The sequence below is a fragment of the Caballeronia sp. LjRoot31 genome (assembly GCF_964253885.1).
In the GTDB taxonomy this organism is placed as follows: Bacteria; Pseudomonadota; Gammaproteobacteria; order Burkholderiales; family Burkholderiaceae; genus Caballeronia.
On the sequence record NZ_CAXURX020000003.1, the window covers coordinates 1488432 to 1502581 of the forward strand.

Here is a 14150-nt window from a genome sequence, read left to right on the forward strand (position 1 = left end):
GGGTCGAATAGCGCCGATTGCCGTCAGCCAGGGTCCGGCCAGAAACGGCCAGTCGACATCGTGATCTGCTTCGTCGACAATTCCTCACGAGAGGGACGATCCAGAGTCCAGGCGTAGAACCAAGAATTGAACAATCGGGTAACGCAAGAATGACATCCCAAGCAGAAATCTATTTAAAAGATTTTCATCGACGCCGGGCAGGAGCAACGCGCCGGGCCTATGGCAACCACCCTGCGCGATCCACGCATGCAGAATACCCGTCTTCCTATCATGCGCTGGCAGAGCGGGTGCCGAATGATGGGATGTCGCGCACCGTGCTCGATCTGGCATGCGGTGATGGACCACTGCTGCAAATTCTGAACGACAGGGGCAACGCAGGAACGAAGTTGATCGGCCTCGACATGAGCGACGGCGAGTTGAGCGCTGCCCGGGCGGTGCTGCCGCAGGATGTTCGCTTAATCAATGAGCGCGCACAAGAGTTGTCGCTTGATACTGGCTCGGTCGACTACGTTCTGTCGCACATGGCTTTGATGTTGATGGACGACATAGAGCAAGTCATCCGTGAAATTCGTCGGGTATTGCGTGAAGGCGGTAGTCTTTCCGCTGTCGTCGGGCGGGCCTTTCTGACCGGGGAAGTTGGTGAAGTCTTTTTAGACATATTCAGGCCGATTGCGAAGGCGAACCTGACACACCTGCCACTCGGTGACGCGCGCACACGCAGCGAAACCGGTTGGAGCGAACTACTCCAGCATGGTTTCGTTAATGTCGTCTTCGAAGACATCGAAGTTGACTGGACGCCTACGCCCGAGCAGTTATGGTTGGACATGCTGGACACTTACGATGCAGACAGGATGTCGGAAACAGCGCGCGCACAGTTCAAGAGCGAACTATTGTCGGCGTTTGCGCCCATGCAACGCGAAGACGGAACGTTAAAGACGGGATGGGGCCTGCGTCTTATCCAGGCTAGTGCTGCCTAACGGCCAGTTACAGCCGGTCGACATCAGAGCCTAGATCGCTGACAATCCCCGTGGGAATTATTCGCACATTCAACGAAGGGAAAAGCCGCAGAGCTATTTTGTCGTGTCGTACGGCCAATCAATGGAACGTTATGGTCCGCGGGATATGTTAAGCCGCTAGCCGTGGTGGGCGCGAACACCTTTCTTAGCCAAGGAAATCCATGAGTAAGCCACCAAACCTTCTGAAGGCTGATGATATTTCCCAAATGGAAGGTAAGTCCAGACCGCACCTGCTGAATCCGGACGCGATTCGTTTCGCGAAATCGCTTGGAGGAGCCACTGGTCTCAGCAACCTTGGCTTTCATCTGATGACCGTGATGCCGGGCCGCGAGTATGCCGAATACCATCGTCACTTGTACGAGGAGCAATGTTTTTATATTCTCTCAGGCCGTGGCGAAGCAATTATTGAAGAGGTGCGTTACGTCGTTGGTGGCGGGGATTTTCTCGGATTCCCCAAAAGTGGTGCAGCCCACACGATAATAAATACGGGCGATGAGCCATTGGTCATGCTTTCCGCGAGAACAAATCTGGAGCAGGATGTTTGCGACTACCCGAGAAAGAAAAAGCGTCTATATATGAACGGCTCGGAGGAAGCGCTCGTCGATTTTGGCGATGTTAAGTTTGAAGGTCCAGCTTAGGCCGGTGCGAAGTGGAGTCGCGTAACTTCGCAATTTAGGTCGCAGCCAAAAAAGCCACTGAATGATGGTTCGGAGCGGCGCGCGAGCCTTAGTAGATAAATCTCTCCAGCCGGTTTTCGTCGGCCCGCGTTCGGCCGCCTTCGGACGTTCGACATCGTTGGGTAGATCGTCGATGATCTGCGTGTTCAAGAATAGGGCGATGCACTTGCAACCGACTACGGGGCGAATATGGGCGTACGGAGATTGCTGCTAAAAGGCATGGTTGTTAGTGTCGTCGTCGTAATTGGCGCCCTTTTTTTTCTGCACAAAGACAGCAGCGCGGATGCTGACGTTCTTATCAACCGACCGCCTTCTGATGTCTGGAAAGTCGTATCGAACAGCGCCGCATATCGTAATTGGAATCCGTTCATTACTCGGGTTGACGGCGACTTCAGGGTAGGAGCAACAATCCGCATTACGCTAGGCACTGGACCCGATTCGATGGTATTCAAGCCGACTGTTTTGCTCGTTCATCCGGAACAAGACCTCTGCTGGCGTGGCAGTGTATGGATTCCCGGCATCTTCGACGGTACGCATTGCATCCACCTCACAGCAGTGGCAGACGGAACGCGTCTTGAACAGACAGAGTTTTTCTCAGGATTGCTCGTCGGCCGGTTGACGGAAGACGTAATCGAGGAAACTCAGCGGAACTTTAAGGCGATGAATAACGCGGTTAAGCAGCGCGTGGAAGCGAAAGCACCCTGAGCGGTTAAGGCAGGGGTCTCTGACAGGCCACAAACCGCCGTTCACGTGCGTCGTCGCTCGGACGTTCAAGCGTCGGCTCCGCCCCGTAACCGGCCATCCAATCGTAAAGGACGAACGCTCGGTCATCGGCCTTTGCCGTCATTCGAGTATCGGCGTTCGTCAGGCGGCTACGGATCACTTTCCTGTCATTCGCATGTCGGCGGATGTGAATGACAGGTCTCACCGCAAGCGAATGCGTACTTGCGACCCTCTACGGCCGCTCGACTTTCGATTCACCGAGCGTCTCTTGACAATGTGCAACGGCCATCGACTCACGGTCCTCACCGACGCGTCGCCGGCCCTTGCCGACGTTCAGGTGATGACATCCATGAGGCCGCTGTAGGTCAGTCTCCTGCCGTTCTCACATTGATGGCCCCAATGTCGGGGCTCGAGATCAGCGAACGCGTGCTGCCAACCCTCACCCCCTCAACAGCAAGACAATTTCTGATAAGCGGACGGCCCCCAACTCTGCCCGAGTCCTACCGCGCGAAGAAGACCGATTCAAAACGACTGCAGAGCTAGTCCCGATTGAATTCCGAATGTTCACGATGAATACGCAAGCATCTTCGCAGAAAACTTTCTGATCCACATGACATAAACTTACAGTCCGCGATCTCGCACGGAACGATGTTGCTGATACTATCCGCTTGCAAGGCGGATCAGAGTTGCCGCCTCAGATATCCGTCGGCACGTCTGGCTGAACACCGTCGGTTGTTGGGTCGACCATATCCTGTGCATCTTGTAAGCGCCGAACTCTCCCAAAAGTTTCGAGTTCGATGAACTTCGAAGCGTACTGCTGCTCGGGAATCTTCTTCTTCAGCAAGTCGAAAAAATTTCTGTCGTGCGTTGACAGTATTATCTGCCGATCAAAATTTTTCGAAATCGAGCGCAGAAGATCGATCGTCGACAGGACATTAATCGAATCCATAGAATGAATCGGATCGTCAATGAATATGCATTGAACATCGCTCCCGTCGGCTTGCTTTACATGTAAGGCCCGCGCCAAGAAGATGCTCAGACTTAGAATGTTGACTTGGGCCGCGCTAAAGTAAAGGCTAGGAGCAATCGCCTCGCCTTCGTCATCGGCAACCAGAACGTTTAGCCGAGGACGGTCCGATTCCGAAAATTCGCAGTCGAACAGCACTTGTTTGAAGTCGGGGTGTGGATCGATTTTACGATAGATGGCGTTGATCAGATCCGTATAAAAGAATCCGCGAACCCGTCCTTGGAGTCGTTCGATCGTCCCTGCATACTCGCTATCAAGCTCCGAGAGCAGCGCTTCTTGTTGAAGAATTTCTGCGACGATCCGATCGAGCTCTTTCTTCGCAGAGATCGATTGCATAAACGGCAGAGCATTGTTGAGCTGGTCTCCGAGTAAGGAGTATGTGCCCGATCGAAGTATCAGTGCGGATACACGATCTTGGGCCTGAGACATGAAGGCGGCGATATTCGCCGTGATATCGGCCACGCTCCATTTCTCGTCATATGCTGAGATCCGCCGTCGCACATTGGATGCGAAGCTCATCAATGTCGCATCGGCGCCCGCAATGGAAGCACGTCCTCGTAACTCAGCGTCGTCGATCGACTGTCGTGTTAACTGAGCAAGGGTCGGTGAGTCTCTGTCGATCATCAAAAGTTCGTTAGCCGACTCGTTAAGAGCAGTGCGCGCTTCGAGAAGTTCTCGCTCGCGTTCGTTCTTTACTGATGCAACAAATGGTGGGAGTTCTGCGGGGGAAATAGCGTTTGCTGATCCGAAGGCCATAACATTACGATACGTCTCGGTATCCGCAGCAAGTCTCAGCTCAGCGCGCAATTGCTCGATGGTTTGTGAGTCGGTTTTCGTTTTTTGCTGTCGCTTCTCGATTTCGGTCGCGCAATTCTCCAGATCCTTGAGCTCCGCCTGCCGACGAGAGGTGAGGAGAGTGAGCTGTGTATTGATGTGTTCAGCAAGTTGATCTTTAGAGCGATCAAGAACGCTCGATCGGAGCTTCTTGATGCTTTCGTCAACGTTGGGGATTTGGAGCTCAAGCTGCTGTGCAGTTGCCAACGCAGAGCGCAAGCTTGCTTCGTCAGTTAAGATTGTTTCGCGGACTGCAAGAATTACCTTGTTTCTAACAGATCTCCACTCGTCGAGGAGTGAAATCAGCTTTTCCGACCTGAAGTCGAATTCACGTTGAGCCGTATTTTTTGAACGTACCGCCTCGGCCTCATACTCGGTTAGCGCGGGATTTTTTAGAATGCGATCAATCAACGCAGTATGTGATTCGTGTTGATGAGAGCACAACGGGCATTGTTCGGAATGTGCCTTCGTGGCGAGTTCTGTGCCTAATGCAATCAACGTGGAGAATTGACTGGCTTGGCTTTGAACTTGGTCCAATGCACGGGTAGCCCCTTGTAGAGCAATTAACTTTGCTTGTTTTTCGAGCAATGCTGCTTTGAGCGGGACCAGTGCAAAGTTCTCCCGAACGAGAGCGGATACGTCGGCGCTGTCGATCGTAACCTCGCTGACTTCGATCGCCTCAACTTTCTTCAACTCTTCTTTGTGGTTCTCGATCTTCGTTGTCAGTAGTTGCACGCGAAGATTCGCCCTCGCTGCATTTGCCTCTTTGGATGCCTTTAGTTCGGTGGCCGCATCTAGCTGCTGAAAAATCGATTCAGCGCCCTGTTGCAGCTGGCCCAGTGTATTCGCAGCGGAATCCACCTCGGCCAGCAGGCGGCGACACTCGACGGCTCTTTGCTCAAAGCTGGAGATTTCGGCTTGTGTTGCAATCAGGTTGTCCTGTAGCGTGCGAAGCAAGCCGTGCGCTGTCGTCGATTTCCTTTCGATTTCGAGAAATTCGGGTATCTGATCGGAAATCACGTTCAGGCGGGAAATCTCCGCCGTAACGTCGGTAACGACCTTAGAGAGCCGAGTGATCGAGGTGAGCAGCCTCTCGCGTTGCTCGAAGAGGTCTCGGGTTTTACCAAGCGCGGCAATGTCGTTTTGCGCCTTGAGCTTACCGTCCTTTGCTGCAGATACTTCATTGAGTCTGCCGCTTCCCGCGGTTAGTTCCGATATTGCGGATTGCGCGTCCCTGGTTGCGAGGTCCAGTTCATGGCTTCGCTTCGTAATCAGATTTCGCAACAGACGAATATCTTCGGCGTCAAAATCCGCGCTCAGTGCGGCTATCTCCTCCGAGTCCTGGTGCAAAGTGCCAATCGTCTTGTTGAGCTCGTCCAAAATCGATGGATTAACGGGGGCCTCGGCGATCGTCCGGTACTGAGTCTCCTCCTCTTTCGATTTCGTGAGACTGAGTTTCAGCTCCCGTCTCAGTGCGGTCAAGTTTCCACGGTAAATTTCGTCTTCGTCGCCGAAGCTGTCCATGAAGCGTGCGTAGCGTGCTTCTGGCTTCTCTTCTCTGAGAAATGCGTCAATCGCCTCCTGTGAAAGGAAGATGTCGCTCAACGCTCCCACCTTGGTGTCTTTCTCGAACAGGTAGTCCCGACTTCCACGCCTCGCCGGCGTTACCTTCTTGACATTCTCAAATGTGTCGGTGACGACGGTGACCTGTGATGGCGCACCGTCGGCGATAAAGCGGTTTCGAAGAATATGCTGCTTACGGTCTTCCTGATTTTGCGATCGCGAGATCGCGTCGTTCTGTGTTCGCGTCTGATCGCGAACGAATCTTCCGACATTGTTGGTCAGATTCCATTCAACCGCGTCATAGAAAGAAGTCTTACCAAAGCCGTTAGGCGCGTAGATCGAAACAAAATTGGCGCAGTCTCCGAATGATGTTGTGAAGTCAAATGTTCCGTCAGTTTTGCTCTGATATGCACGGAAGCCTTCGATGATGACTTGTTTGATTTTCATGGTTGAGAGATTCTGCTAAGCAATTCCGCGATATGTTGCCTTCTCGTCAGGATCGACTTTTCTTTGGTATCAGCAGGTATCGCTACTGTGCTCGATATGATTTCCCTGACAAAGCTGGAACCCGAAAAAGGTAGTGATTCGGAGGAGGCGGGACGGAGCTTGAGATCATTCCCGAGAATCATATCCTCAATGGTTTCCAGAACTAAATCGCTTTTCTCTAAACTTTCTTCTTTTGAAGTCAGAACCATCTTGCGTAGCGCAAAACGATTACTCTCGATTTTGTACTTTAAGTGCCGGGATATCGGCCGCGGAAAGACGAGTGCCAGATAAATGTTCCAAGTCGCGAAATCATTTGTGAGCGATGCCTGAAAGTCCACAGCAATCAGGCTGGTGATCTCTAGCCAAGCGTCTGGCTCAGGGTCCGGGTCAGGAAATGTCGCGATAAAGCAACTGATGAACCGATCAGGATCATTAGATTGGTAAAGGCGAAAGTCGACTGAAGGAAAGGCGTCCGTCAAGAAACGGATATTACTGTCATTGCGCGATAGCTGCACGATAGGCCTCCGTTAATTGATTGATCGCAGTCGCCGGATTGAATTCCCCTTCGGAAACATAGTCTTCTTCACGTCTGGTAATGCAGTCTGCATGAAGTCCGTCAAGGTGAACTACCGTGCGTGCCGTTGCTGGTTTTCTCGGCGCGTCGATATCCAACTGCGGGTTGGCTGGACGACTTATATCGGTCACAAGCCGGTCAACGCGAATTTTGGATCTGGTCTTGGAGGGCGGGCCATCTCGGTTATTGCAGATCATGACAAGTCCATCGACATCCAGACCATCGAGATTGGAGTGCGCAATGTCCTCCAGGAATCGAGTCCATTCTTCGGTCGAGCCGCTGTAAAGCAACAGTCTGCGCTTTCGCAGACCTTCGACATATGCGTCATCGAATTCGTCGACTTCATCTACCAAGAGAGATACGATGAATAGCTCCAGCCATGAGAGCCATAGCTTCCTGTCGGTCAGCCTGAATCGTGGGCTGCCATGAACAAGTAATCGATCTCCAAACTTCTGCATGAGTGAATGTGGGCTTGGGCAACCTGGTGTGAGCTTGGCACGACCGAGTTGTTGCAACGTAGTTCGCAACGCCTGCCTGGTGTCTTGACATTCAAATGCGTCAAGCGGAAACGTCTGCTCGAGCAGATTTTGGAAATCAAGAAGGAACGGCGGGAACAGATGTGCGAGGGCAATGTCCCTGTACGTGTTGCGTGCAATGATCTCTTCGAATGCGGACATATTCACGCATTTGAGCCAATTATGACTCTCGTTTTCTCGACCTTCCATGCTGTACTCGATGCCTACAAGTAACCATTCCCCATCTATATGCTTGTAGACGCCACCGCCTGATACGCCCACAACCTCGCGATAGTTTGCGAACGAACTGGTCTCGATGCAGAAACCTGAGCGATCAATATCTGAGATCGTGCATCTGAACGCCCTTATTTCGGGTACCACACCGTCTCTACGATTGCCAGGATAACCATAGAACCACGCGCGATCGTCGAACTGCACGTTTTTGGTGGCATAAGCAATGGGTCCAACGTTCACGCCGGAGACCAGAAGCAAAGCAGCGTCCTCAGTGATTGACCCGAAAACTGCCAGAACGGCAAGCGGCGTCCCGTCTAACATTTGAACCTCAATGTCTTCGGCGTTGCGCAATACGCTAGGGTCTGCGCGATTGACCCGAATGTTGTGGCTAACTGTTAGCACGTAGGCATAGTTGGTCGTCATCGCTGGAACGAGTACGCCGCTTCCTTCAGCCACGACGACTGTACGATTCTTGATTTGGTCAGAAGTCCCTGCAGTCACAGAATGATGTCCCCTTCAATGCCAGTCAGTTTTTCGGCTGCATGGTCTAGCTCTTCGCAGCTGAAGATGCGCGTCTTTAGTCTGGGATAGTTGAAGAGGATCTTGCTTTGCGGAGCAAGGTCCATAATTCGAGCGAGCGTTACCTTGTTAGGCAACCCGTGGCGACTGCCATCTGTTGAGATAATGAACCGATCGCATCTTACAAGCGAGAGGAGCTCCGCGCTCGTGTTGCCTTTGCTTCCATGATGAGAGACCTTGCAGGCTCCGACGTGCAGAGGATTTTCTTCGGAGTAGCCGAGCTTTCGAAGGCTGGCGCAGATCGTAGAAGGGAAGGCATCCCCGAGGAAAAGAGCCTTGGCGCCACCAGACGAGATAAGGAAGGCAATTGAGCTCGCATTGTGAACCGACTTGTCCTCTTCGAATTCGTCTCTCTGTAGCAGATCTTCGAGCGATGATTTGTAATCGTTCGATTGGGCGGACGTGAGGCTGTCGGGCTTCTCTCTCTCCCACTTCGCAAGCAGGGTGCGAAGCTGGCCCTCCTCAGGGGACAGAATCTGGATTTCTCCGTGACGGAATTCAATCTTTTGCCCAGCGGCCCTAAGTTCACGTGGGCTCACTCCCGCCTGGTCAAGCAAGTCGTCGAGAGCGACGCCTTGCGCGATGCTGGTCAGTCGGTCGCTCGCACCTCTTTGCACGATCAGCGCCGATCCATCGGGCTCCACTCCGTTGCCCAGCTGTTGGGCGATTACCCTTCCGGAATTGAACCACACATCTTTCCCAAAGGCGGGAAGTGCGGAATCGTCCTCACACGCTTTGAGCAGTCCGCCGATGTGATCTGAATCCACGTGAGTAAGAACGACAAGATCAAGGGCGTCAGTTCGACTTGACAGCGCCGCCAGGGTTGAGTGCAACGGCCCGAATGTCTGCTTGAATCCTTGAGTGCTGTGATAGCAGTCGGCCGGACCTCCGTCGATCAATATCCTGAACGGGTCCGGCTTATCAATACCTGCGTGAATGACGATGGAATCGCCGTGACTTGCAGGCAAGACGGTTATGGCTAAAGACATGTAACGAAGGCCCTCGCAAACTCTATGCATCGGCGAATCGAGGTAGACGATTTCGCCTGTTATCTAGACCGGAACTTTCTCCGGTTCCGGCGTCATTCGATTATATTCCGCTGCGCTCTCACGTGTCGTGATTGCGTTGCAGATCGACTGCGATTATCGCTGCTTTGGCAGCAAAGTGCCGTTCGTCTTGATCGAAGTACTTTATTGTGTCCCTGCGGTTAACTGACCAACGCTTTATCGAATATTTGCGAGCGAGGAGCGGTTCCGGAAAGCTGCTTTGGAAGAGGGCTGCGAATCGCGTATCCTCTCGGCGATTTATGGCATTGCGAAGGTCACCTCGGAGTCACTCGTTGACCGCAAAAAACGCTTTAAGCACAATCATCGCGGCCGGCGAGTTGAGCACTCGAACGACCGTTATCGCTTGTGAGTTGCCGTCAGTGCTGCATTCTGCAGAATGACGCTTGCGGGTCGTCGAGACTCGTTCGCCGTTCGCGGAAGCCGACGTTCGACTGCGCCGCATCGCGAACGACAGCCAAGCGGCGTGCAGCAGCCGCACGGCGGATGATCAGCGAGCGTCGGCAATGGCCGATGACCTGCCTTACGAGCCGCAAGAAGGAAGGGCCGTTGTACCTTGCAAGCGGCCGTTGCAACCACACAGCGACGACCGGCAGTTATGGATCGTGAAGTGCCAATCACCTTCCCAGAACGACCACCCAACGGCCACCGCTTTTTTCAACTGTCGTTGCCGATCCCGCGAAGTCCAATCATTCCCGTACCTTCGTGTCCAACCAACTGCACACTAGTCCAAGTAATTCCGTTTCCCGACAATAGCCTGTGCTGCGCCCGTCAGCGCGGCAACATGTACGGCAGACCGAACCAAGTTAGCGACGGCGTCACTTTCACCCCTCACCCCTCTACCCCAAGCTTCCAACAATACTCACATCACGCGCCTCAGGCACCTCGTTATACGAGAGCACGTTCAGCCCCGGCGCGAAAATACGCGCGTAACGCGCAAGAATCGGCCGGATGCGCGGGATCACCAGCAGGAGCGGGGGCGTGCCCATCTGCTTCATCTGATCGCGTATGCCGGGCATGTTGGCCTGAAACTGCGCGAGGACGTTCGGATCGATCGGGAAGTTATCGAGCGGCACCCGGGTAGCCGCCTGCTCGGCGCGGCTGAGCGCGCCGAGCAGCATGTTCTCCAGCTCGCCCGCCAGGCTGTAGCCCTTGATTTCCGACTTGTGTCCCATCAGCGCAGCCACGATCTGGCGGCGCAGCGCGCAACGAACCTCGGCAGCAAGGAGGATCGGATCCTTGGTAGTTTCGCAGGCTTCGACCAGCGTTGTCGCGATGGTCTCGATGTCGCCAAGCGAAACGTTTTCGGTCAGCAGAATACGGAACACGCGACGCAGCTGGCTGTGCGTCAAGGCTTTGCCAAGCGCGTCCCCAAGCGCCGGCGCGACAGCGCTCAGGCGCTCGAGCATCGCCGTCACGTTTTCATAGCTGAACAACTCGGGCAGATGGTCGCGCACGACCTTCGACAGGTGTGTCGCAATGACCGTGGGGGCGTCGACGACCTGATAACCGAGCCCCAGTGCGTGTGCCTTCTGCGAGGGAGCAATCCAGGTGACAGGCATGTCGTAGGCGGGATCGGCGCCGGGAATGCCGTCGAGTTCGCTGTAGACGGCAGGCGACGCAATCGCCATCAATTTGTCGTCATACACCTGCGCTTGTGCCACCGTGGCGCCGCTCAGGATGATGGCGTACTGCGACGGCGGCAGGCTGAGGTCGTCACGCACGCCAATGCGGGGTATCAGGAAACCCAGCGACTCGGACAGGCTTTGACGGGTCCCGCCAATCCGCTTGATGAGCAGCGCACCTTGCCCTTCATCGACCATGCCCAAAAGCCGGTAGCCGAGCGAGACCGACAGCGTTTCCACGTACGGTATGCTGTTCCAGTCGAGCGCCGCCGGCGCGGTCGCAAGCAGGGCGGCCTGAACCTGCCCGACGTCCTCGCCTGCTTCGGCCGCGGTGATACGGCGCGCCATCCTTCGCCCGACAAACGCCAGCAAAGCGGCAAAGACGAGAAAGATTAACGTGGGCATGCCGGGGATCACGGCCAGCGCGGCCATCAGCGCGGCGCCGCTGTACAGCACCGAGGGTGATGCCAGCAACTGCCTGCCGACCTGCTGTTCGAAATCACCGGCGTCGCTGATACGCGTGACGATGATTGCCGCGGCGGACGACAGCAGTAGTGCGGGGATCTGTGCAACGAGACCGTCGCCGATCGTCAGTAGACCATATTGACGGAACGCGTCCGCGACGCTCAGATCATGCATCAACGTGCCGATCGCAAGGCCGCCGATCATGTTGATGATCAGCACCAGAATGCCCGCAATCGCATCGCCGCGAACGAACTTCGAAGCACCGTCCATCGCACCGTAGAAATCGGCTTCGGAGGTGACTTCGGCGCGTCGCTGTTGGGCCTTTTCCTGAGTGATGAGCCCGGCGTTCAGGTCGGCATCGATAGCCATCTGCTTGCCGGGCAGCGCATCAAGCGTGAAGCGCGCCGATACCTCTGAAATCCGCTCGGCGCCCTTCGTGACCACAACGAAGTTGATGATCATCAGGATCACGAAGACGACGAGGCCCACCACGAAGTTGCTGCCTATCACAACGTTGCCGAAGGCCTCGACCACTTGGCCCGCCGCATGCGTGCCGGTATGGCCGTTGAGCAGGACGACGCGTGTCGACGCGACATTCAGCGTGAGCCGCATGAGCGTCGCGGCGAGGATGATGGTCGGGAAAGCGGAAAACTCGAGCGGCCGCTTGACGGAGACGCTCACCAGAATAACCACGATCGCCAGTACGATATTGAACGTGAACAGTACGTCCAGCACGAACGGCGGCAAGGGCAGGATGATCATCCCGAGCAGGATGAGCAGGGCGAGCGGAGCGGCGAACCTGGCGCGGCGCAGGCTTTTCAGAAAAGGAAACGACGCTTTCATGACTCGTGTGTCCTGGTGAGATGGTCTGGAATATCGAAGCCGGCCGGCGGACCGGGGCGGGCGGAGCGCTGGCCGTTACGAAAGGCCTTGATCTGCAATACATAGGTCAACACCTGTGCGACCGCGCGGTATAACGCGGCGGGAATCTGCTGATTGACCTGGCTCGTGTTGTAGATCGCGCGGGCAAGCGGTGGTGCTTCCAGCACCTCGATGCGGCATTCTTTCGCCACCTGACGAATGAACAGCGCCGTCTCGTCGATACCCTTTGCAACGACGTACGGCGCCTGCGCTTTCGAATCGTCGTATTTGATCGCCACTGCGTAGTGGTTCGGGTTGACGATCACGACATCCGCCGTGGGTACCGTCTTGCGGATACCTGCCTGGGCCAGTTGCCGTTGTAACTGACGGATGCGGTTCTTGACCTCAGGTTTGCCTTCGGTGGTCTTGTATTCGTCCTTGAGGTCCTTCTTGCTCATGCGCTGACCGCGCATGAAGATCCATTGCTGCACGGGTGCATCGATCAGCGAGAACGCGATCAAAACGCCGGACAGGGCCAGCACCGAATTCAGCAGCAGATCCGCGCCGCCGAGCAATGCGTCGGCAAGCGGTGTACCTTGCAGGCGCACGAAACTGATCAGGTTCGCCCGGCAGGTCCACCACAACACGAAGCCGAGCGCGAGCGCTTTGAGAATCGTCGTGGCAACCTGAATGTAGTGCTTGGCCGATACCAGTCGTTTGAGGTTGCCCAACGGACTGAGCCGATTGGCCTTGGGCGCGAAATGACCGGGCGTGAAACTCCAGCCGCCGGGAAAGAGCGAACCCGCGACAATGCACAGCGGTACCGCGGCGAGCGGCAACGTCATCTTGCCAATCATCATCAGGACGCTGAAAAACAGCATGGAGGCGGCGTTGTCCGTGGCGTTCTCGCCGCTCAGGTCCGCGAACGACAGCGCAAATAGCCTGCGGCAGTCTTCCAGCCAACCGGGAATCACGATCACCAACAGCTTGAGGCTGACGAAGACGCCGATCGCGGTCGACATGTCTCGCGAGCGGGCTATCTGACCTTTTTGCCTGGCGTCGCGCAGCTTCTTCGCGCTTGGTTTCTCTGTCTTGTCAGCCGCGGCTGCTTCGCTCATGACGGCTCCGTGCGCGGCGGCAGCGCGAGTTGGTCCAGCAGATTGAGCACGTGGCTGATCATCTGGTTGAAATGGTCCGGCAGCGAAGGCATCAGTAGCGTGAGAAGGAGCAGGCCGAACATCGTTGTGACTGAAAAGCCGAGCGCGAACAGGTTGAGGGTTGGTGCCACGCGGTTCAGGAAACCGAGGCCGATCTGCATGACCATCGTGGCGAATACCACCGGCAGCGAGAGCGCAAGTGCCGCCGAGAACATCCACGCGAGCGCTAATGCGAGCCGTTTGAGCGCGCCTGTGTCGAAGGCGAGACTGCCCACCGGCCAGATATGAAAGCTCTTGACCAGTATTTGCGTGATGACGAGATGCCCGTCCACTGCGAAGAACAACAGGATGAACACCACGTACATCAGGCTCGACACGACATCGGATGACTGCCCATTCAACGGGTCGTTGATCTGGGCCATCGACAGGCCCATCTGCGACGAAACCGTTGCGCCGAATATCATTAGCGCGGCCAGCACGAGATGAAACACGAAACCGAGCATTCCGCCGATCAGGATTTGCTCGGCCATGGCAATGCCGCCTTGCAACGAAAGTGGTTCGACCGCCGGCATTGCCGGCAACCCGGGCACGATCACGACGGCAAGCAGCAGCGCCAGCATGATCCGCGCTCGCATCGGGACCATGACCTCGCCGAGTACCGGAGCGCTGAGGAGGGCCGCCACGATTCTGCAGAACGGCCACATGATCGTGGCTACGAGCGGCTGCAACTCCCGGAAAACCTGCTCCATA

Annotated in this window: 10 protein-coding genes; 3 read left to right on the forward strand and 7 right to left on the reverse strand. The window is 55.4% G+C overall.

Annotated features, from left to right (window positions below):
- Nucleotides 1-149: 149 nt before the first annotated feature.
- From ACSQ8V_RS35375 to ACSQ8V_RS35385, 3 genes are all read left to right on the forward strand, one after another.
- Nucleotides 150-977: a class I SAM-dependent methyltransferase gene (locus ACSQ8V_RS35375; protein ID WP_436208916.1), complete on the forward strand. Its 828-nt coding sequence runs from the start codon at nucleotides 150-152 to the stop codon at nucleotides 975-977.
- 200 nt (nucleotides 978-1177) lie between these two features.
- Entirely contained in the window at nucleotides 1178-1654 is a 477-nt protein-coding gene (locus tag ACSQ8V_RS35380; protein ID WP_436208917.1) for a cupin domain-containing protein, read from the forward strand.
- A gap of 228 nt (nucleotides 1655-1882) precedes the next feature.
- A complete protein-coding gene (locus ACSQ8V_RS35385; protein WP_436208918.1) occupies nucleotides 1883-2398 on the forward strand; it encodes an SRPBCC family protein in 516 nt (171 codons plus the stop codon).
- Between the two features lie 712 nt (nucleotides 2399-3110).
- Here the strand turns inward: ACSQ8V_RS35385 and ACSQ8V_RS35390 are convergent.
- The 7 genes from ACSQ8V_RS35390 to fliR all read right to left on the reverse strand — a co-directional run bounded on the left by ACSQ8V_RS35390 (nucleotide 3111) and on the right by fliR (nucleotide 14149).
- The gene (locus ACSQ8V_RS35390; RefSeq protein WP_436208919.1) at nucleotides 3111-6287 is read right to left on the reverse strand and encodes an AAA family ATPase; all 3177 of its coding nucleotides are present in this window, start codon (nucleotides 6285-6287) and stop codon (nucleotides 3111-3113) included.
- On the reverse strand, nucleotides 6284-6841 hold the full coding sequence (locus ACSQ8V_RS35395) for an ABC-three component system middle component 1 (protein ID WP_436208920.1): 558 nt from the start codon (nucleotides 6839-6841) through the stop codon (nucleotides 6284-6286). The genes ACSQ8V_RS35390 and ACSQ8V_RS35395 overlap by 4 nt, the downstream gene beginning before the upstream one ends.
- Complete coding sequence (locus ACSQ8V_RS35400; RefSeq protein WP_436208921.1) at nucleotides 6822-8150, reverse strand: ABC-three component system protein; 1329 nt, start codon at nucleotides 8148-8150, stop codon at nucleotides 6822-6824. The genes ACSQ8V_RS35395 and ACSQ8V_RS35400 overlap by 20 nt, the downstream gene beginning before the upstream one ends.
- Entirely contained in the window at nucleotides 8147-9217 is a 1071-nt protein-coding gene (locus ACSQ8V_RS35405) for a ComEC/Rec2 family competence protein (RefSeq protein ID WP_436208922.1), read from the reverse strand. The genes ACSQ8V_RS35400 and ACSQ8V_RS35405 overlap by 4 nt, the downstream gene beginning before the upstream one ends.
- Before the next feature lie 914 nt (nucleotides 9218-10131).
- Nucleotides 10132-12225, reverse strand: a complete 2094-nt coding sequence (locus ACSQ8V_RS35410; RefSeq protein WP_436208923.1) for a flagellar biosynthesis protein FlhA — start codon at nucleotides 12223-12225, stop codon at nucleotides 10132-10134.
- Nucleotides 12222-13361 (reverse strand): flagellar type III secretion system protein FlhB, encoded by a 1140-nt coding sequence (flhB, locus tag ACSQ8V_RS35415; protein WP_436208924.1) that lies wholly within the window; start codon nucleotides 13359-13361, stop codon nucleotides 12222-12224. Before flhB ends, ACSQ8V_RS35410 begins: the two co-directional genes overlap by 4 nt.
- Entirely contained in the window at nucleotides 13358-14149 is a 792-nt protein-coding gene (gene fliR / locus ACSQ8V_RS35420) for a flagellar biosynthetic protein FliR (protein ID WP_436208925.1), read from the reverse strand. Before fliR ends, flhB begins: the two co-directional genes overlap by 4 nt.
- Nucleotide 14150: the final 1 nt, after the last annotated feature.

Excerpts from the sequence above, each read along its gene's own strand:
- ACSQ8V_RS35390 (WP_436208919.1), bottom strand. The coding sequence starts at position 6,287 with ATGAAAATCAAACAAGTCATCATCGAAGGCTTCCGTGCATATCAGAGC.
- ACSQ8V_RS35375 (WP_436208916.1), top strand. The coding sequence starts at position 150 with ATGACATCCCAAGCAGAAATCTATTTAAAAGATTTTCATCGACGCCGG.
- flhB (WP_436208924.1), bottom strand. The coding sequence starts at position 13,361 with ATGAGCGAAGCAGCCGCGGCTGACAAGACAGAGAAACCAAGCGCGAAG.
- ACSQ8V_RS35385 (WP_436208918.1), top strand. The coding sequence starts at position 1,883 with ATGGGCGTACGGAGATTGCTGCTAAAAGGCATGGTTGTTAGTGTCGTC.
- ACSQ8V_RS35410 (WP_436208923.1), bottom strand. The coding sequence starts at position 12,225 with ATGAAAGCGTCGTTTCCTTTTCTGAAAAGCCTGCGCCGCGCCAGGTTC.
- ACSQ8V_RS35405 (WP_436208922.1), bottom strand. The coding sequence starts at position 9,217 with ATGTCTTTAGCCATAACCGTCTTGCCTGCAAGTCACGGCGATTCCATC.
- ACSQ8V_RS35380 (WP_436208917.1), top strand. The coding sequence starts at position 1,178 with ATGAGTAAGCCACCAAACCTTCTGAAGGCTGATGATATTTCCCAAATG.
- fliR (WP_436208925.1), bottom strand. The coding sequence starts at position 14,149 with ATGGAGCAGGTTTTCCGGGAGTTGCAGCCGCTCGTAGCCACGATCATG.